The organism is Sandaracinus amylolyticus (assembly GCF_000737325.1).
GTDB classification, from domain to species: Bacteria; Myxococcota_A; Polyangia; order Polyangiales; family Sandaracinaceae; genus Sandaracinus; species Sandaracinus amylolyticus.
The window spans coordinates 2,805,951-2,824,989 of the sequence record NZ_CP011125.1 but is presented as its reverse complement, the minus strand read 5'-3'; the positions used below and the strand labels follow the sequence as shown (position 1 = coordinate 2,824,989).

The window sequence follows — 19,039 nt, the reverse complement described above, 5'->3', positions numbered from 1 at the left end:
CTGCGTCGTCGATCCGCTGTGCGGAACGATGCGCGTGCGTGCGCGCGTGACCACGTCGCGGCATCGCTCGTAGCGCCGCGAATCAGAGACACTTCCGCGCGCGCGCACGCTATCCTCGCCGCTCGATGCGGGCATCCCGCGAGCATCTCGACGGCCTGGCGCGCCTCCATCGGATCGCCGACGCCGAGGAGCGACGTGCGGTGTTCCGACAGTCGATCGCGACGCTCGCGGCGGCTGCGTCGGACCTGCGCCCCGTGCCGCTCGAAGGGCTCGATCCGATCGCGCTGCGCGACGGGACGCGCATGGCGCTCGCGAGCGGTCTGTTCGAGGACCTCGGATGGCTCAAGCCCGCCGCCGCGGCCGGCGCGCTCTACGAGCTCGGCGCGGCGCTGCCCGCGGGCGACGAGAAGCGCGAGCTCGGCCGCCGCGTGCTGCGCGCGCTGCACGAGGGCAACGCGGCGACGTTCACGCTGCTCGCGACGCTGCTCGCGACCGGCTCACGGCGCGGTCTGAGCGGCAGCGCGATCCGTGCGCGCGTCGCGCTCGCGCTCGACATGCCGATCGGCAGCGGCATCCGCGCCGATCCGCTGGCGCTCGCGCTGATCGCGCGGCGCGATCTCGCCGAGGACTGGCTGATCACGCCGTCGACGGGCTCGTTGCCCTCGCGGCGGCTCGCGGCGCGCCTGCTCGAGCGCGCGGCGCGCGAGGCTGCACGGCGCGCGAAGGCCGGTGACGCGGGCGCGCTCGCGATCTTCGATCGGCCCTCGGTGCAGAGCGCGACGCAGCGACTGCTCTCCGATCGCGAGCCGCTCGTGTGGCGCCACGTCGCGACCGCGCGCGGCCTGCTCGCGCAGGCGATCCCGCGCTTCGGCGTCGAGATCGACGACTCGCTGCACGCGTCGCTCACCCCGACCGAGTGGCGCCGCGCAGCGGCCTCACTCGCGTCGACGATGGCGATCGACGCCGAGCGCGCGCGCCGTCGCTGCGCCGATCTCCTGCAGAGCGATCTCGCGCGCCGCGATCCCGGACTCGCGAGCGCGATGATCCTCGGCCTCGCGCGCGCCGCGGAGGCCGAGCCCGACGCGGCCGAAGAGCTCCTCAACCAGCTGGTGCGCGCGGGCGGTCTCGACGCGATCGAAGCGCTGATCGAGATCCGCGCCGAGCGCGTCGGAGGCGAGCTCGGCGAGTGGGCCGCGCGCCTCGCGCTCGCACGCCTGCGCGAGGACGCGATCGCGCGCGACGAGGGTGACGACGGCCGCGCCGCGCTGCTCCGCGCGATCGACTTCGAGCTGCGCAGCCGCGACGAGCGCGACGGCTCGCTCCCGACGCTGCGCGATCAGCTCGACGACGCGAAGGCCGCGTTCGTCGAGGCCGACGCGCGCACGGCGTACGGCAAGGCGTTCGGCGTGCTGCGCAACGTCGAGGGCATCCTGCGCTTGCTCGAGGAGAGCCGCGACGAGGATCGCGACGCGCGCATCGAGTCGTTCCTGCGGCTGCGCGAGCTCGACAGCGCGCTCCTCGAGAGCAGCTCGCTCGCCGATCTCCTGCAGCTCGGCGACAAGGGCGCGGGCGCCGCGCACCGCGTGCTCGACAACGTCTTCGAGCGGCTCACGACGTACCTCGGCTCGCGCGAGAGCGAGCCCGTGCGCGGCGAGGTCGAGCACATCACGCTCCGTCTGCGGCGCATGCGCACGCTGCTGCACGTCGTCGACGCCGACGGTGGTCACCTCGACGAGCGCACCGCGGAGCTGCGCGATCGCCGCCTGCGCACCGGGCGCTTGCTCGTGAAGCGCGCGCGCGAGGACGAGCCCTCGCCGCTACGCCGCATCGTGGGCGCATCGCTGGCACGCGCGTGCGACGCGATCCTGCGCGAGGAGCTCGGCGAGCTCTCCGACGTGCTGATCGCGGCCGCGAGCCACCTGCACAGCGAGCACGACCTCGGGATCGTCGCGGAAGCGACGATGGTGCCCGAGGCCGCCGACGCGTTCCGCGCGTACGCGTCGCTGATCGAGCGCACCGAGCGGAGCGCGCGGGTGACCGAGGCGCGCGCGCTGACGAGCCTCGACGGGCTCAAGGCGCTGATCCGTCACCTGCCGGGCGCGGGCTCGCCGCGCGTCGAAGCGCTGCGCGTCGCGCTGCTCGCATACGCCGAGGCGATCGAGTCGATCTCGGACGCGGGCTCGCTCGCCGAGCTCGCCGGCCTGCTCGAGGGGACGAGCTCCGCGATCGCCGCGCTGGGCGAGGCATCGAGCGCGCTCGCGCGGCTCGTGGTCGGCGCGCGCCGTCGGCTCGGCGAGTCGATGTCGGGCGACGTGCCGAACGTGGGCGCCGCGCTGCGCGCGGTGGACGTCGCCGTGTTGCAGGCGGCGCGCGCGGGCCAGGACGCGAGCGCCGTGGGCGACGCCGAGGAGCCGTTCGATCTCGGCTCGCTCGCCGATGCGATCGCCGCCGGCATCGACACGCTGCGGGTCGACCTCCCGCTGCACCTCGCGGAGGTCGCCGCGAACGTGCTCGCGCGCATCGTCACGCTGCCCGCGTACGCGCAGCGCCGCTCGCGCCCGCCCCGCGCCACGTCGCGCGCCCGCGAGGCCGCGCTGCCGCCGTGGCTCCCGCCGAGCCGCACGATCGGCGGCTTCTACGTCCTGCGCGCGCTCGGCTCGGGCGCGGTGGGCTCGGTGTTCGTCGCGCGCCGCGCCGAGGAGCGCAGCAACGAGACCGCTCCGCGCTTCGCGCTGAAGGTCCCGGAGTACGCGGGCAGCGCGGCCCGCACGCTCTCGGAGGGCGAGTTCCTCCAGCTCTTCCGCGAGGAAGCGGGCGCGCTCCTCGCCGTGCCGCCCCACCCGAACCTCGCGAAGCTCGTCACGTTCGACGCCGGGGCGCGCCCCAAGCCGATCCTCGTGATGGAGCTGGTCGAGGGCCCGACGCTCGAGCGCATCATCGAGACCGGCGCGCTCGACATGGAGCGCGCGCTGCGCGTCATGTGGGGGATCGCGTCGGGCCTCGGCGCGATGCACGAGGTCGGCGTCGGACACTTGGACCTCAAACCATCCAACGTGATCCTCCGGGACCCCGACGGCCCCGGCCCCGAGCTCGAGACCTCGGTGCTCGTCGACTTCGGGCTCGCGGGGCGCAAGCTCCGCCCGGGCTGCGCGACCGCGAGCTACGGCGCGCCCGAGGTCTGGGGCCTCATGCCGAAGGGGCATTCGCCGCGGCCGATGCCGGCCGACGTCTACGCGCTCGGCTGCGTGATGTACGAGATCCTCACCGGCCAGACGCTCTTCACGGGTCCGACGGATCTCTCGATCGTCACCGCGCACCTGCAGCACGACGGCGACCTCCGCGCGCTCGACGCGCTCGTCGAGCTCGAGCACGACCTGCTCCCGCTCGTCGACGCGATCCGCCACGCGCTGCGCCAGGATCCGCGCCAGCGCGCGACGATCGACGACATCTGCCGCGCGATCGAGACGTGCGCGCCGATGCTCTCGCGCATGCGCTGGCCGCTGCCCGCGCCCGCGATCCTCGCGGCGTGATACGAACCGCGGCGTGACCCCCAGGCTGCCGAGCGACGACGCGCGCGAGTGGCTCCTCGACGAGACCGCGACGCTCGTCGCGCGCGCCGGGTGGGAGCGCTTCGTGCTCGCGCCGCTCGTCGAGCCGAACGACACGTTCTTCCCCGACCGCTACGTGCACGCGCCCGAGGGCGTGCGCACCGTCGCGCGGCGGCTCTTGCGACACGCCGGCATCGACGACCTCGACGTGCGCGTGATCGACGTGCGCCCCGCCGAGCGCGGGCACGGCGGGCTGCTGACGCCGCTCACGTCGGTGTCGTTCGTGGAGATCGACACCCACGCGGCGCCGACCGTCGACCTCGAGCTGCACGAGCTCGGCGACGACGTCGACGTCGTGCCCGCCCTCGCGCACGAGATCGCGCGCGTGTTCCGCGCGCATCGACGCATCGATCGCGGCGCCGCGCACCCGTACCGCGGAGGCGCGCCCGAGGAGGAGATCCACGCCGACCACGATGCGGCGCTCGCGAGCGTCGCCGCGCTGTATCTCGGGCTCGGGATCGTCGCGGCGAACGGCGCGCTTCGGTATCGCGCGAGGAGCGAGCAGATCGGTCGCGACGCTCGCACCGAGTGGGTCCACGACCAGCTCGGCGGGCTCGACGTGGTCGACGTGTGCTTCCTGCTCGCGGTACAGCTCGTGGTGCGCGGCGCCGACGAGACGACGATCGATCGCGTGCGCGCGCAGCTCGGCGCGAACCAGTCGTCGGACGTGGTCGCGTGGATCGACGAGCTCGCGGGAGACGCCGACGCGCTCCGCGAGCGGCTCGGGGTTCCTGCGCCGCGCGCGTGGCCCGCGCCGTGGGCTCCCGACGTCGCGCCGTTGCGCGAGACCGACGCCGGGTCCGCGCGGATCGTCCGACCCTCCGAGCTCCAGCGACGCGACGGGCAGCGACGCAACGAAGGACGCCGCACGTTCCGGGTGCGCGAGACGAAAGCGGCCCCGTGGATGGGCCGCGGCGTCGGCATCGGCATCGTCGCGCTCGCCGCGGGGACCGCCGCGACGGGTCACGCGTGGCCGGTGCTGGCGCTGCCGATCGCGGCGCTCGTCGGATGGATCCTCGGCGGACGAGAGCGCGACGACTTCTGCTCCGATCCCGAGTGCGGCGGCCGTCTGCCGGGGGACGCGACGACCTGCGCGAAGTGCGGCGGATCGATCGCGGGAGAGATCGGGAGCGCGAGCGAGCGGCTCGCCGCGGAAGAGGCGCTCGAGGACGCCGAGCTCACTCACGACGACGAGGACGCCGCACCGCACGACGAGCCCTTCGACGACGACGACGACGACGCGCCGCGTGCGCGAGGAGCGAGGCGATGAGCGCGCGCCGCGGCATGCACCTCTTGCGCTGGCTCGGACCGTGGACCGACGGCGCGCAGGTCCCGCACGCGATCGCGCGTCGCGAGCTCACGGTGCGCGACGGTGCGCGCGCGTTCGCCGCCACGGTGTGGCGCCCCGAGGACGAGCCTCCGACGGGCTCGCTGCTGCTCGTGCCGGGGCTGCACTTCCTCGGGCCGCGCGACCCGCGCTTCGATCGCTTCGCGCGCGTGCTCGCGCGCTCGGGGCTCGTCGTGCTCGCGCCGCACCTGCCGGACTTCACGCAGCTCGTCGTCGGTCGCGATCTCGTGCGCGACACCGAGCGCGCGTGGGACGCGTTGCTCGCGCTGCCCGATCGACCTCGCGGCAAGCCCGGCGTGTTCAGCATCTCGTTCGGCTCGATGCCCGCGCTGCGTCTCGCGAGCGCGCGCGGCGACGAGGTGGGCTCGCTCATCGTGTTCGGCGGGTTCGCCGACTTCCGTCGCACGGTCCACTTCGCGCTCGCGGGTGACGGAACGCGCGCGAACGATCCGCTCAACGCGCCCGTCGTGTTCATCAACCTCGTCGAGCACCTGGGCGTCGCGCCCGAGGATCGCGCGCGGCTGTGCGCGGCGTGGCGCCGTCAGTGCGAGCGCACCTGGGGCAAGGACGAGAGCAAGCGCCCCGAGGTCTACCAGGGCGTCGCGCGCGAGCTCGCGCGCGAGCTGCCCGCGCATCTGCGCGAGCTCTTCCTCGTCGGCGCGCGCACCGCGCCGGGCACCGACTCGATCGGGCTCGCCGCGCTCGAGCGATCACGCGGCGCGTTCGACTGGATCGATCCGCGTCCGCACTTGCACGGGCTGCGCTGCGACGTCGAGCTCGTGCACGGCACCGGCGACGACGTGATCCCGCACGACGAGAGCGCGGCGCTGCTCGCCGCGATGCCCTCGCACGTGCGCGCGCGCCGGCACCTCACGGGCCTCTACGGGCACACCGCCAAGGGCAAGGGGATCGGCGAGCTCGCGCGAGAGGCGCGCGCCGCGATCGACGAGGTGCGCTCGCTCGTCCGCATCCTCGGCGCGATCGCCCGCGCTTCCCGCTGAGCACTGCCCAGTCGGACCGCGAACCGGGCGCTCCGGCGCTCTCGTTCGCCATTTACCGGAATCCGCCATTCGTGTACCACTACACGAACACCGTATTTCGCGAGGTGGCGCGTTGTCCGATCGTTCCCGGTTCCTGCTCCCAACCGTTCTGCTCGCGCTCGCCGTGCTCGGCGCGCCTTCCGTCGCCGGTGCGCAGGCGTCGATCCTGCCGTGCGGCGGCACCGAGACCCTCCTCGACCCGCTGTTCTCGGAGCTCGACGACGGCAGCCGCCAGGTCGATCTCGCGCCGGTCTTCACGGCCGCGCGGCCGGTCACGATCGCCGGTAGCTCGTACACGAGCATGTTCGTCAACGTGAACGGCAACGTCACGTTCGGCGGCGCGCTCAGCACGTACACGCCGACCGCGGTGCCCGGCCTCACGCGCCTCACGCTCGCGCCGTTCTTCGCCGACGTCGACCTGCGCGGCCGCAGCGGCGAGGCGAACCCCGGCGACGTGCGCTACTGCGTCGATCCCGCGGCGAACCGCGTGACGGTCACGTGGGCCAACACCGTCCACTACGACGCGGTCAACGCCGCGACGAGCTACGCGCGCGTCAACACGTTCCAGCTCGTGCTCAGCCCGGCCGAGGTCTGCGGCGAGGCGGGCATCATCGTCGAGTTCCGTTACGCGGCGCTCTCGTGGCACGCCGGCACCGCGAGCGGCGCCGCCGCCGACGGCCGCTGCACCGCGGCGACCGTCATGAGCGGCACCTGCCGCCCCGCGGTCGCCGGCATCGACTACGGCGACACGCGCACCGCCGCGCAGCTCCCCGGCTCGCTCACGCTCGCGGTCACCGAGACGCTGCTCACCCAGAGCAACGTCGGCACGCCCGGCGTGTGGCGCATCCGCGCGAACCCGACCGTGATCCCGAGCTGCGGAAACGGCCGCGTCGAGGGCGGCTGCGAGCAGTGCGACGCCTCCGGCGAGAGCGCGACGTGCGACGTCGACTGCACGCTCGCGGCGTGCGGCGACGGCGTGCGCAACGCGGCCGCCGGCGAGGCGTGCGATACGGGTGGCGCGACGCCGACGTGCGACGCCGACTGCACCGCGGTCGCGTGCGGCGACGGCCGGCTCAACACCGCGGCCGGCGAGGGCTGCGACGACGGCAACACCACCGGCGGCGACGGATGCTCGCCGCTGTGTCAGCTCGAGGAGTGCGGCAACTCGGTCGTCGACGCGGGCGAGACCTGCGACGCCGGCGCGACCACCGCGACGTGCGACGACGACTGCACCGCCGTCGTGTGCGGCGACGGTGAGCTCAACACGGTCGCGGGCGAGACCTGCGATCCCGGCACCGAGACCGCGACGTGCGACGCGAACTGCACCGCGGTCGCGTGCGGCGACGGCCACACCAACGCCACCGCTGGCGAGGGGTGCGACGACGGCAACACCACCGCAGGCGACGGTTGCAGCCCGATCTGCGGCGTCGAGGTCTGCGGCAACACGATCGTCGACTTCGGCGAGGACTGCGACAGCGGCGGCATCGACACCGCGACGTGCGACGCCGACTGCAGCGCCGCGACGTGCGGCGACGGCACCCGCAACACGGTGGCGGGCGAAGGCTGCGACGACGGCGACACCGACGCGGGCGACGGCTGCTCGCCCACGTGTCAGCTCGAGGCGTGCGGCAACTCGGTCGTCGACTTCGGTGAGGACTGCGACGACGGCGCGGAGAGCGCGACGTGCGACGCGGACTGCACCGCGGTCGCGTGCGGCGACGGCACGCGCAACGCGACCGCGAGCGAGGCGTGCGACGACGGCAACACGACGGCGGGCGACGGCTGCTCCGACGCGTGCGCGATCGAGGCGTGCGGCAACTCCGTGATCGACGCGGGTGAGCGCTGCGACGACGGCGCGGAGACCGCGACGTGCAACGCCGACTGCACGACGGCGTCGTGCGGCGACGCGATCCTGAACGTCACCGCGGGCGAGACGTGCGACGACGGAGCCGCGACCACGACGTGCGACGCCGACTGCACCGCGGTCGTGTGCGGCGATGGCGCGCTGAATGACGCGGCGAGCGAGGCCTGCGACGACGGCAACACGTCCGACGGCGACGGCTGCTCGGCGACGTGCACCGTCGAGGTCGTGCCGGACGCCGGCACCGAGAGCGACGCGGGCGTGGGCAGCGATGCGAGCATCGGCGCCGACGCAGGCGTGCCCGACGACGCGGCGATGAGCGGTCGTGACGGCGGCAGCGCGCGCGACGGGGGCTCGGAGGGCGGCGCGTCGGGCGGCGGCTGCAGCTGCCGCACCGGTGGCCGCACGTCGAGCACGGGCGCGTTCGCGATGCTGATCGCGCTGGGCTTCGTGCTCGCGCGCCGTCGTCGCTGAGCGAAGCGCAGAGAACGAGAGGGCCCGGCGCGAGACGGGCCCTCTTTTTCGTTCCGTCAGCTCTCGAGCGAGTACGTCAGCGTGATGCGCGCGCCGCTCTCGTCGTGCGCGTACACCACGTCGCCGCGCAGCCCGCGCAGCTGACCGGTCCCGCTCCCCGCGACGACGCACCCGAACGCGCGCTGCGTCCCGCCGTCGTCGATCCCGCCATGCTGCAGCACGAACGTCCCGCGCCGCCCGTCGAGCGTTCCGTCGACCAGCTCCGACGCGAGATACCCCGCGCCGCCCTCGCCGCGCGCGGTGAGCACGTCCGCGACGCTCGTGGCCTCGAGCGGCCCGGAGAACGTCTTGCGCACCACCACGCGCGCCATCTTCGCCCCGCCCTCGCCGGCCTTCGGCTCGTGCGTGACCGTCTCGTCCCACTGCGTGATCGCGAACGTCGCGACGGTCGTCTTCTTCGGCAGCTCCGTCATGCCCGAGAACCTATTCGCGCGGAGCGATCGCGTATCGGATTTTTGCGACACGGAGCGCAGGAGAGAATTTCTGAGGAGAGCAGGAGGCTTAGGAAGGCCACCGTGCTGTACCCGTCGCGTGACGCGATTCGCGCCGAGCGCTCGACCGAGGTGGGCTCGAGCGAACGACGCGCAATGGGTCAAACGCCACCGCACGCATCGCGCTGACGCGCGCTGCGCGCTCCTCACGTCCATCTCACCCAATACCGCGCGCGAGCGCGCACACGCGCGCAGCGCGGTGCTACACGCGAGCGTCCGAGCCGCGGCGAAGCGCGGATCGGTCGCGAGCCTCCCCACCCGAACCAAGCGAGACGGCAGAACCGCGGTACCGGGCGGGGGGTGGTGCCTCCGCCGCCCTCGTGCGACGGGGGCTCGCAGAGGCCGACCACGGACTGATCGAAGCATCGCGGCAGAGCGCAACGCGCGCGCCGCGATGCGACCACCGCGTCCCGACGCTCACGCCCTTCCGCACAGCAGCCCGCGAGCACCCGGGCGGCGGAGGCACCACCCCCCGCCTCACACCGGCGCCTCCTCAGCTCGACTCTCGAAACTCCAGCGAAGCCGAGTTGATGCAGTACCGAAGTCCCGTAGGCGCCGGCCCGTCGTCGAACACGTGGCCCTGGTGCCCGCCGCAGCGCGCGCAGTGCACCTCGGTGCGCACCATCCCGTGCGACGCGTCGCGCTGCTCCTCCACGCGCCCCGGCTCGAGCGGTCGCGTGAAGCTCGGCCATCCCGTTCCCGAGTCGAACTTGTCGCTCGAGCGGAACAGCGGGTTCCCGCACCCCGCGCAGAAGAACGTGCCCGCGCGGTGCTCCTCCCACAGCGCGCCCGTGAACGCCGGCTCGGTGCCCTGGCGCCGCAGCACCTCGTACTGCGCGCGCGTCAGCCTGCGCCTCCACTCCTCGTCGCTCAGCATCAGCCGATCGCCCACCGCGGGCACCGCGCCCACGTACGACACCGGCTGCACCGGCCCCGGCCAATCGCCCTGCGTCGTCTGCGCGATCGACGAGCCCGAGCACGCGAGCCCGATCGGCGTCGCGAGCAGGATCTGGATCATCGTGCGGCGTCTCATACCCACCGATACGGCGCAGGTGCGATCTCAGTTACCGAGCTCAAGTCTCTAGGTTCCTGGAGGATCGAATGTCCAGCCTTCCCGCGCCCTACAACGAGCACGTCGACACGCACGAGCCGGGCTCGCCCGCACGCGCGCGCCTCGCCGAAGCGCTCGCGACGCTCTCGAAGGAGGTCGCCGAGATCCCCGTCGTCGCCGGGCCCGCCGAGCTCCGCACCGGCTCGATCCTCGAGGTCACGATGCCGCACCGCCGGCGCCACGTGATCGCCCGCGCCCACGAGGCCGGCGCGAAGGAGACCCAGGCCGCGATCGACGCCGCGCTCGCCGTCGCGCCCGCGTGGGCCGAGACGCCCTTCGAGGAGCGCGCCGCGATCTTCCTCCGCGCCGCCGATCTCCTCAGCGGCCCGTGGCGCGCGCGCATCAGCGCCGCGTGCATGCTCGGCCAGAGCAAGACCGCGCACCAGTCGGAGATCGACGCCGTCGCCGAGATGGCCGACTTCTTCCGGTGGAACGTCCACTTCTACGCGGAGCTCCAGAAGCACCAGCCGGTCTCGCCGAAGGGCATGTGGAACCGCCTCGAGATGCGCCCGCTCGAGGGCTTCGTCTTCGCGGTCACGCCGTTCAACTTCCTCGCGATCGCCGCGAACCTCCCGTGCGCGCCGATCCTCGGCGGCAACGTGTGCGTGTGGAAGCCCGCGACCTCGAGCCTGCTCGGCTGCTGGCACGTGCTCGAGATGCTGCGCGAGGCGGGCCTGCCCGACGGCGTGCTCACCCTCGTGCCCGGCCACGGCCCGACGCAGAGCGAGGTCGCGCTCGCGAGCCCGCACCTCGCCGCGATCCACTTCACGGGATCGACCGGCACCTTCAAGCACCTGTGGAAGGGCGTCGCCGCGAACCTCGATCGCTACCGCACCTTCCCGCGCCTCGTCGGCGAGACCGGCGGCAAGGACTTCATCGTCGCGCACCCGAGCGCGGATCCGATCGCGGTCGCGACCGCGATCTCGCGCGGCGGCTACGAGTACCAGGGCCAGAAGTGCAGCGCCGCGTCGCGCATCTACGTCCCGCGCTCGCTGTGGCCGACGGTGCGTGATCGCGTCGTGTCCGACCTCGCCTCGATGAAGATGGGCGACGTCGCCGACTTCTCGAACTTCGTCGGCGCGGTGATCGACGATCGCGCGTTCGCGCGCATCCGCGGCTACCAGGAGCTCGCGCGGCAGAGCGCCACGATCCTCGCGGGCGGCGGCGCGAGCGACGCCGAGGGTTGGTTCGTGCAGCCGACGCTGGTGCAGGTGGAGGATCCGAAGCACCGCCTGATGAGCGAGGAGATCTTCGGCCCCGTGGTCACGTGCTTCGTCTACGACGACGCGAAGTGGAGCGACACGCTCGAGCTCGTCGATGGCACGTCGCCCTACGCGCTCACCGGCGCCGTGTTCGCGCGCGACTCGATCGCGCTCGCCGAGGCCGACGTCGCGCTGCGCAACGCCGCGGGGAACTTCTACGTCAACGACAAGCCGACCGGCGCGGTCGTCGGCCAGCAGCCCTTCGGCGGCGCGCGCGCCAGCGGCACGAACGACAAGGCGGGCTCGATGTTCAACCTGGTCCGGTGGATCAGCCCGCGCACCGTGAAGGAGACGTTCGTCCCGCCGACCGACTGGCGGTACCCGTTCCTCTCCGATCGCCCCTGAGCCCACGCGACCGAGCACGCCGCTCACGCTCACGTGGACGTGGTCGTAGACGTGGTCGTGGTCGTGGTCGGCCGTTTCCCCCCGCGCGAACGACCGACCACGACCACGACCACGACCACGCTCACGCTCACGTGGTGGTGCTCGTGCCCGTTCCCTCATCAGCTCGGACCGGCACACCCCTCGCGATGAACGTCCTCTGCTCACGACGGAGGACATCGCCATGCTGCGTTTCGCCCGCCCTTCCGGCGTCGCGAGATCTCTCGCGACGCTCGCGCTCTGCGCGCTCCCCGCCTGCGACGACGGCGACGGAGAGGCGGGCAGCCTCGCGTTCGCCTACTCGACCCACGAGGGCCCGGTCGACGTCGCCACGCCCATCGCGGTGGGATCCCGCGCGACGCTCGTGCTCGATCCGCGCCCGGGCTTCGCCTTCGGCTCGATCGTCGAAGCGCGCAGCGACACGCCGACCGCGGTCGACGTCGCGATGGTCGATCCCCGCTTCGTCGAGCTCCTCGCGAACGGTCGCGGTGCTGCGCGCATCGACGTGCGCGTCTCGACCGGCGACGACCCCGACGACGAGGTCTTCGACACCGTGATCGTCGAGTCCGACGACGTCGCGCGCGCCGTCGTCTCGAACGCGTGCGCCACCGAGGACGAAGGGTCGTACCTCGCGGGCAGCTCGCGCATCTCGCTCCCGCTCGAGCTCACCGCGGCCGACGGCGTCGCGCTCACCGGCTGGGGCAGCTATCCGTTCGTCGTCGAGCCCGAGAACACGCTGCGGCTCGACACCGAGGCGGGCGCCACCTCGAGCCTCCCGCTGCGCGCAGGCCAGAGCCCTGGCGTCGCGACCATCACGAGCCTGCTCGACGACGCCGACACGCTCGAGGTCGAGCTGGTCCCCGAGGGCGCGATCGACGACGCGATCCTCGTCGGCGGCACCGGCGCGTCGATGCTGCCCGCGCGCACCGTCGGCACCGTGCGCATCGTGCCGGTCGTCGAGGGGCGCCCGCTCTGCCAGGGCCGCCCCGACCGCGCGATCGAGGTCGCGACGCCCGGCGTGTGCCGCGTCGTCGACGACGCGGAGGTCGGCGCGCGCAGCGAGGTCGACCCCGCGAGCATCGTGCGGGTCGAGGGCTTCGATCGCGGCACGTGCCGCTTGATCGTCACCTACTCGAACGCGAACGGCGGAGAGGGCCTCGAGCGCATGTTCGAGATCGCGATCTTCTGAAGAGCCCCGCGCTCGTGCTCGGCCGGTGCGACGCGCGCTCCGCACCCCGTGGTGCGGAGCGCGCCGTCACCTCACGTCGCCGTCACCTCACGTCGCCGGCGCCGGATCGTCGTCGTCGGCGGCCTCGCCGCGCGCGGCGCGGGCCTCGTCGAAGAACACGTCCTGGCGCGGCCGATCGCGCGGGAAGAGCTCCTTGATCGCCGCGGCGACCGCCGCGTACGCGTCGAGGAACGACTCCTTCGCGTCGTCGCGCAGCGCGCGCGCATCCGCGGCCGCCGCGCCCGCGTCGCGCCGCCGCAGCAACGCCGCGTCGTACTCCGCGCGCACCGCCGCGATCCGTGCCCGCTGGGCCTCGCGATCCGCCCACTCGCTCGCCGACGCGATGCGCCCCTCGAGCGTGCGCAGCGCCGCGACCTCGGTCGCCCCGACCGGCTTCACGATCGGCTGCATGCCCGCCGGGAACACGAGCGTGCCCACGCCGGCCTCGTCGGCGGCGCGCTTGACGCTGCGCACCACCGTGTCGGCGTGCAGGTCGACGAGCTTCACCTCGACGCGCGGTCCGATCATCGCGAGCGCCGCGGCTTCGTACGCGGCGCGCTGCGTCGTGAGCGTGGTGGTGGCATCGGCGAGGCTGACGGCCAGCGACTCGAGGCGCGCCCGGACGTCGGGCGTCGCGTCGAACAACGTCGCGTATCGGCGGAGCGCGGCCTGCGCGAACGCGCTGAGCGTCACGCAGCGCGCGATGGGTGTGTCTCTGCTCGGGAGCTGCATCGTGCGGGCCCTCCTGTTCGGCCCGGCGTGATCGCGCACCACGACGCGCGCGCCGTCAACTCCCCGCGTCGCGAGCCCGTCCCGATCGTGCGGGCGTGCCCCGACGCGTGTCCGCACGCTCCCTGCGATTCGCAGGAAGCCCCACGACGCGTGTCGGCGCGCACCCTGCGATGCGCAGGACCGCACCCGACGTGTGTCCGCCCACTTCCTGCGATCTGCAGGAGCCCACCGGACACGCGTCCGGGCGCTTCCTGCGGCGCCCAGTGGCCCGCAAGACACGTGTCCGCACCGGTCCTGCGATTCGCAGGAACCCACCGGACGCGTGTCCGCCCACTCCCTGCGATGCGCAGGAACGCCCCCGCCACGTGTCCGGCCCGCTGCGTGCGAACCGCGCGACCGTAGGGACACTGTCCGGCCCGCTCCGCGCGAATCGCGCGACCGCGCCGCACGCGTGTCGCGCGATTCGCGACGGCTCGCCGCGACCGTCGCGACACACCGCGCGCCCCGTGCACGTGCTCGTCCCGCGTGCTCGTCCACGTGCCACCTGCGCGTGCTCGGCCTACTGCGCCCCGATCGCCGACGCGTAGAACCGCACCAGATCGCTCCGCATCCGCGCTCGCGACGCCGCGTGCAGGTACATCATGTGCCCCGCTTCGTAGAACGCCTCGGTCACGTTCGCGCGCACGTGCGCTTCACCGCCGAGATGACTCGCCGCGTGCTCCGCCGCGAAGAACGGCGTCGCGAGGTCGTAGTAGCCGTTCGCGAAGAACACCTTGAGGTGCGGGTTGTCGAGCATCGCGCCGCGCAGCGGGCCCACGACGTTGAGGTACCCGCCGCTCCTGCCCTTCGGGATCTCCCACTTCCAGCTCTCGTTCACCTTGAGGCTGAGGATCTCGTACGCGCGCTCCTGCTCGACCCCGAGCACGCGGCGCACGTAGTCGTTCATCAGCGCGGCGTAGGGGCCGTGCGGCGCGCTGTAGCTCGGGTCGCGCCCCATGCTCTCGGTGCCGCGGTCCGCGTCGTGGCCGGTGAACCGGCTGTCGAGCCGTCCCACCAGCAGCCCGCGATCACGCAGGAGCTCCTTGCAGAAGCGCGCGATGTCGATGCGCAGATCGTTGCGCTCGATCCACGCCGGCGCGAGCCCGGTGAAGCGCGCGAGCCGATCGACGATGCGCGCGCGCTCGTCGCTGCGCACCCGCGAGCCCATGAGCAGCGCGGGCGCGTACTCGCGCATCGCGAAGTCGCGCACGTCGCCGAGCCAGCCCTCGCGATCGACCGGAACGTCCGCGAGCGCGCCGTGATAGAGCGCGGTGATCGCGTAGCTCGGCAGGTAGAGCACGCTCGGCAGATCGTTCTCGGGCCCGAACTCGAGCGCCGCGAGATCGAGCGCCGGCGAGATCAGCAGCACGCCGTTGAGGAACATGCCGCGCTCCTGGAGGTGGCTCGCCATCGCGGCGACGCGCGTGCCGCCGTAGCTCTCGCCCGCGAGCAGCTTCGGCGAGTTCCACCGGCGATTGCGCGTCACCCAGGCGCGCACGAACTCGCTGACCGACTCGACGTCGGGCGTCGGTCCGTAGAACTCCTCGGGCTTCGCCTCGCCCTCGATGCGCGAGAACCCGGTCCCCACCGGATCGACGAACACGAGGTCGGTGAGATCGAGGATCGACGCGTCGTTGTCCTCGAGGCGATAGGGCGGCGGCGGCGGATGCTGGGGATCGGGGAACGCCGCGCGCTTCGGGCCGAACGCGCCGAGGTGCAGCCACACCGACGACGAGCCCGGCCCGCCGTTGAAGCAGAACGTGACGGGGCGCTGCTCGGGCGAGGCGTCGTCGAGCGTGTACGCGACGTGGAAGATGCTCGCGCGGGCTTCGTCCTTCGGGCCGCGCAGCACGATGGTGCCGGTCGTCGCGGTGTACGCGAGGCGCCGCCCCGCGAGCGTCGTCTCGTGCTTGGTGATCGACGCGATCTCGGTGGGCTCGGCGTGCACCGGTCGCAGCGCGTCGACGCTCTTCTTCGCGTCGTCTTGCTTGGTCTCGCTCATGACGCTGTGGACCTTCGCACGGGCCCTCCATCGACGTGAAGCGCCCTGCCCTGCGACGATGCGCGGCGATGCAGCGGCGTGTCGTGGTGGCGTTCGTGGTGTGGGTCTCGCTCGCGGGCTGCGAGGATCGATGTGCGAACGTCGAGTGCGCGGTCGCGGGCGCGGTGTGCTCACCGGACGACGGGCTCTGTCACTGCGGCGCGCCGAGCGGCGAGCTGTGTGGTGCGGATCAGTTCTGCGACGCCGAGGCGTGCACCGATCTGCCGCCGCCGATCTGCGGCGCGGGGAACCGCTGGGAGCCCGGTGAGCCCGCGTTCCGCGAGGCGACGAGCGAGTGGGGCCTCGACGGGGTCGAGGGCGTGCGCATCGAGGCGATCGACTACGACGGCGACGAGTGGACCGACCTCGTGGTGCGGCGGATCCCCGCAGGCGTCGACGACTTCGCGCCCGGCGGCGCGCGCCACACGTGGCTGCTGCGCAACACGCGCGACGGGCGCTTCGAGGACGTGACCGAGCGCTCGGGCTTCCTCACGCGGCGCGCGGGCAGCGGCGGTCGCGCGGTCGACGTGATCGCGTGGGGCGACGTCGACGGCGACGGGGATCTCGATGCGTACCTCGGCGTGAGCTCGCTCGACGGCGAGGGCGCGCCCCGCGAGGACCAGAGCGACATCCTCGTGCAGCAGGGCGGCGTGTTCACGGTCGGCGCCGCGGTGCGCTTCGACGTCGGCCTCGACGCGCCCGCGGGCGCGTCGTTCGTCGATCACGATCTCGACGGCGATCTCGATCTCTTCGTCGGGCACCACAACGTCACGTCGCCCGCGACCGGTCAGCTCGTGTTCCTGCAGGACGTGCTGTGGCGCAACGACGGCGCCGGGCGCTTCGAGGACGCGACGAGCGCGGCGGGGCTCGAGACGCGCGACTGGGTCTCCCTCGACGATCTCGACGCGGCGCGCGCCCACAGCCGCGCGTGGTCGACCGCGGCGTGCGATCTGAACGACGACGGTCTGTCCGAGCTGCTCGTCGCCTCGTACGGCCGCGCGCCGAACCACCTGTGGCGCGCGCGACGCGACGAGAACGGCGTCGTCTACGACAACGCGTCGATCGAGTCGGGCTACGCGTTCGACGACGATCGGTCGTGGGAGGACAACCAGTTCGCGCGCTGCTTCTGCCAGGCGAACCGCGCCGCCGAGGGATGCGCGGAGGTGCCCGCGCCGGCGGTCTCGTGCGCCGACAATTGGAGCCACGACAGCGACCGCCGCCCGTTCCGGCTCGGCGGCAACAGCGGCGCGACGATCTGCGGCGACGTCGACAACGACGGCGACGTCGATCTGCTGACGACCGAGATCCGCCACTGGTGGGCGGGCGCCGGCGCCGATGGGGCGGAGCTGCTGCTCAACACCGGCGACCCGGCGGTGCGGTTCGAGCGACCGGGGCGCGATGCGACGGGGCTCGTGATCCCGCACGCAGACCCTGCGTCGTGGGACGAGGGGATCATCACCGCGGCGTTCTTCGACTTCGATCTCGACGGGTGGATGGACGTGTGGCTCGGCGGCAGCGAGTACCCGGGCAACCACGGGCTCCTCTACCAACAAGACACACCGGGGCACTTCCGCGAGGTGCCGATCGCCGACGGGATCGATCACCACCGCGCGCAGGGCGTGGCGGTCGCCGACTTCGATCGCGACGGCGACCTCGACGTGGTGCTCGGGCACTCGCGCATGCGCTGCGGCCCGCCCGACGAGTGTTATCCGACGGCGCAGGTGCGCCTGTTCGAGAGCCTCGCGAGCGACGGCGGCGAGGCGAGCTGGGTGCAGCTGCGCCTCGAGGGCGGCGGGACCGTCAACCGCTCGGCGATCGGCGCGCGCGTCACGGTGCGCACGCCCGGCGTGGCGCAGACGCGCGAGATCGAGGGGGGCCACGGCCACTACGGCGATCAGGGCGATCTCGCGCTGACGTTCGGCCTCGGCGCCGCATGCGAGGCGGAAGTCGACGTGCGATGGCCCGACTCCGCGGGCACCAGGGAGACGTTCCGCGTGACGGCAGGGCACCGCTTCGTGGTGCAGCGAGGCGCGGGCGCCACGCTGGTCACCCGCTGAGCGCGGCGCCCGGCTCCGCGTGGTCGCGCGCATCGCGAGGTGGCGCTCCGCATGCACTGCGGAGCGCGCATGGACACCTCGGTCGTCATCCCGACGTTCCGCCGCAATCGATCCCTCCAGCGCGCGGTGCGCAGCTGCTTCGAGCATCCACACGCGCGAGCGCGGCACGAGATCGTCGTGGTCGACAACTCGCCGGACGCCGGCGCGCACGACACGGTGCGCGCGCTCATGGACGAGTCACCGGTGCCGCTGCGCTACGAGCACGAGCCGCGCGCCGGGATCTCCTACGCGCGCAACCGCGGCGTCGCGGCGTCGCGCGGCGAGCGCATCGCGTTCCTCGACGACGACGAGCAAGCGGAGCCCGGTTGGCTCGAGGAGCTCGAGCACGCGCAGGAGCGTCACCGCGCGGCCGCGGTGTTCGGCGCGGTGATCTTCGTGTGCGAGGGCGAGATCCCCGACGGCATGGAGTGGGCGCTCGAGTGGCTGACGCGCGACTTCGACGACGTGACCGGCGCGCTCGATCCGCGTCGCGTCGCGTACGTGGGCACCGGCAACTCGATGTTCCTGCGCGAGGCGCTGGGCAGCGACGCGCCGTTCGAGATCGCGCTCGGGCTCGTGGGCGGCGAGGACACGAAGCTGATCCGCGCGATGCACGAGCGCGGCGATCGCCTGGTGTGGTGCCGCGAGGCGCGCGTGCTCGAGCACGTTCCGCCGCAGCGCCTCGAGCTGACGACGACGCTGAAGTACCGCTTCTCGTGCGGCCAGATGCGCACGTACTCGTGCATCGCGCGCGAGAACCCGTCGCTCGCCGAGGCGGCGGCGTGGATGCTCGCGGGCGCGATGCAGGCGGTCGGCAACACGGCGCTCGCGCCGGCGAGCGGAGTGCTGCTCGGGCGCGGCGGCACGAACGCGCGGCTCGCGGCGGCGGCGGCGGGGCTGGGGAAGGTGCTCTGGATGGAGCCGTTCCTGATGAACCGCTACAAGCGCCCCGCGGCGTGATCGGAAGCGCTCGACGGGGGCCGTGCGCGGCGCAAAGACAGCGCGCATGAGCGACGACTACCGCGAGGAGCGCACGTACACGATCGAGCTCCGGCTCTCGGCCTCGTTCCCCGACGACTACGAGGGCGAGGAGGACGGATACGAGTGGCACGCGCGCTTCGATCGCGTGGTGCGCCCGCGGATCGCGCGCGCGGTGATCGAAGCGCTGATGCGCGATCCGGGCTGGAAGGTGACGCCGACGACGCGCGGCGAGAGCGAGTCGGAGCGCCTCGAGCTGCGCGTCGAGCGCGTCGTGACGCGCGAGTGA

General features: G+C 73.2%; 13 protein-coding genes. 9 read left to right on the top strand and 4 right to left on the bottom strand.

Features of this window, described 5'->3' with window-relative positions; translation table 11 throughout:
* Nucleotides 1-125: 125 nt before the first annotated feature.
* From DB32_RS11780 to DB32_RS11765, 4 genes are all read left to right on the top strand, one after another.
* The gene (locus DB32_RS11780) at nucleotides 126-3,530 is read left to right on the top strand and encodes a protein kinase domain-containing protein (protein WP_053232524.1); all 3,405 of its coding nucleotides are present in this window, start codon (nucleotides 126-128) and stop codon (nucleotides 3,528-3,530) included.
* 13 nt (nucleotides 3,531-3,543) lie between these two features.
* Nucleotides 3,544-4,878 carry a hypothetical protein gene (locus DB32_RS11775; protein ID WP_053232523.1) on the top strand — a complete coding sequence of 445 codons (1,335 nt, stop codon included), beginning with the start codon at nucleotides 3,544-3,546 and terminating at the stop codon, nucleotides 4,876-4,878.
* Nucleotides 4,875-5,957 (top strand): alpha/beta hydrolase, encoded by a 1,083-nt coding sequence (locus tag DB32_RS46620; RefSeq protein ID WP_053232522.1) that lies wholly within the window; start codon nucleotides 4,875-4,877, stop codon nucleotides 5,955-5,957. The genes DB32_RS11775 and DB32_RS46620 overlap by 4 nt, the downstream gene beginning before the upstream one ends.
* A gap of 112 nt (nucleotides 5,958-6,069) precedes the next feature.
* Complete coding sequence (locus DB32_RS11765) at nucleotides 6,070-8,331, top strand: nidogen-like domain-containing protein (protein ID WP_157068970.1); 2,262 nt, start codon at nucleotides 6,070-6,072, stop codon at nucleotides 8,329-8,331.
* A 56-nt stretch (nucleotides 8,332-8,387) separates the two neighbouring features.
* On the opposite strand, the gene DB32_RS11760 is transcribed toward DB32_RS11765, so the two are convergent.
* Both DB32_RS11760 and msrB read right to left on the bottom strand, forming a co-directional pair.
* Nucleotides 8,388-8,804, bottom strand: coding sequence for a DUF3224 domain-containing protein (locus DB32_RS11760; protein ID WP_053232520.1), 417 nt, complete (start codon nucleotides 8,802-8,804; stop codon nucleotides 8,388-8,390).
* A 571-nt stretch (nucleotides 8,805-9,375) separates the two neighbouring features.
* Nucleotides 9,376-9,759: a peptide-methionine (R)-S-oxide reductase MsrB gene (msrB, locus tag DB32_RS11755; RefSeq protein ID WP_240481348.1), complete on the bottom strand. Its 384-nt coding sequence runs from the start codon at nucleotides 9,757-9,759 to the stop codon at nucleotides 9,376-9,378.
* A 224-nt stretch (nucleotides 9,760-9,983) separates the two neighbouring features.
* Between msrB and pruA the strand changes: the two genes are divergently transcribed.
* Together pruA and DB32_RS11745 are read left to right on the top strand one after the other, a co-directional pair.
* Entirely contained in the window at nucleotides 9,984-11,600 is a 1,617-nt protein-coding gene (gene pruA, locus DB32_RS11750) for an L-glutamate gamma-semialdehyde dehydrogenase (protein ID WP_053232519.1), read from the top strand.
* 220 nt (nucleotides 11,601-11,820) lie between these two features.
* Nucleotides 11,821-12,825 carry a hypothetical protein gene (locus DB32_RS11745; protein ID WP_053232518.1) on the top strand — a complete coding sequence of 335 codons (1,005 nt, stop codon included), beginning with the start codon at nucleotides 11,821-11,823 and terminating at the stop codon, nucleotides 12,823-12,825.
* Between the two features lie 87 nt (nucleotides 12,826-12,912).
* Here DB32_RS11745 and DB32_RS11740 read toward each other — a convergent pair whose 3' ends face one another.
* A complete protein-coding gene (locus DB32_RS11740) occupies nucleotides 12,913-13,596 on the bottom strand; it encodes a hypothetical protein (RefSeq protein ID WP_157068968.1) in 684 nt (227 codons plus the stop codon).
* A 559-nt stretch (nucleotides 13,597-14,155) separates the two neighbouring features.
* Nucleotides 14,156-15,637, bottom strand: a complete 1,482-nt coding sequence (locus DB32_RS11735) for a S10 family peptidase (protein WP_053232516.1) — start codon at nucleotides 15,635-15,637, stop codon at nucleotides 14,156-14,158.
* A gap of 68 nt (nucleotides 15,638-15,705) precedes the next feature.
* Between DB32_RS11735 and DB32_RS11730 the strand changes: the two genes are divergently transcribed.
* The 3 genes from DB32_RS11730 (at nucleotide 15,706) to DB32_RS11720 (ending at nucleotide 19,039) form a co-directional block, all read left to right on the top strand.
* A complete protein-coding gene (locus DB32_RS11730; RefSeq protein ID WP_053232515.1) occupies nucleotides 15,706-17,733 on the top strand; it encodes a CRTAC1 family protein in 2,028 nt (675 codons plus the stop codon).
* Nucleotides 17,734-17,802: 69 nt separating this feature from the next.
* Complete coding sequence (locus DB32_RS11725; RefSeq protein WP_169791420.1) at nucleotides 17,803-18,732, top strand: glycosyltransferase family 2 protein; 930 nt, start codon at nucleotides 17,803-17,805, stop codon at nucleotides 18,730-18,732.
* Nucleotides 18,733-18,778: 46 nt separating this feature from the next.
* A complete protein-coding gene (locus DB32_RS11720; RefSeq protein WP_053232513.1) occupies nucleotides 18,779-19,039 on the top strand; it encodes a hypothetical protein in 261 nt (86 codons plus the stop codon).

What these genes read in the sequence shown, in the direction of transcription:
- DB32_RS11780 (WP_053232524.1), top strand. Translation starts at nt 126, where the DNA reads ATGCGGGCATCCCGCGAGCATCTCGACGGCCTGGCGCGCCTCCATCGG.
- DB32_RS46620 (WP_053232522.1), top strand. Translation starts at nt 4,875, where the DNA reads ATGAGCGCGCGCCGCGGCATGCACCTCTTGCGCTGGCTCGGACCGTGG.
- DB32_RS11760 (WP_053232520.1), bottom strand. Translation starts at nt 8,804, where the DNA reads ATGACGGAGCTGCCGAAGAAGACGACCGTCGCGACGTTCGCGATCACG.
- msrB (WP_240481348.1), bottom strand. Translation starts at nt 9,759, where the DNA reads ATGCTGAGCGACGAGGAGTGGAGGCGCAGGCTGACGCGCGCGCAGTAC.
- pruA (WP_053232519.1), top strand. Translation starts at nt 9,984, where the DNA reads ATGTCCAGCCTTCCCGCGCCCTACAACGAGCACGTCGACACGCACGAG.
- DB32_RS11745 (WP_053232518.1), top strand. Translation starts at nt 11,821, where the DNA reads ATGCTGCGTTTCGCCCGCCCTTCCGGCGTCGCGAGATCTCTCGCGACG.
- DB32_RS11740 (WP_157068968.1), bottom strand. Translation starts at nt 13,596, where the DNA reads ATGCAGCTCCCGAGCAGAGACACACCCATCGCGCGCTGCGTGACGCTC.
- DB32_RS11735 (WP_053232516.1), bottom strand. Translation starts at nt 15,637, where the DNA reads ATGAGCGAGACCAAGCAAGACGACGCGAAGAAGAGCGTCGACGCGCTG.
- DB32_RS11730 (WP_053232515.1), top strand. Translation starts at nt 15,706, where the DNA reads ATGCAGCGGCGTGTCGTGGTGGCGTTCGTGGTGTGGGTCTCGCTCGCG.
- DB32_RS11725 (WP_169791420.1), top strand. Translation starts at nt 17,803, where the DNA reads ATGGACACCTCGGTCGTCATCCCGACGTTCCGCCGCAATCGATCCCTC.
- DB32_RS11720 (WP_053232513.1), top strand. Translation starts at nt 18,779, where the DNA reads ATGAGCGACGACTACCGCGAGGAGCGCACGTACACGATCGAGCTCCGG.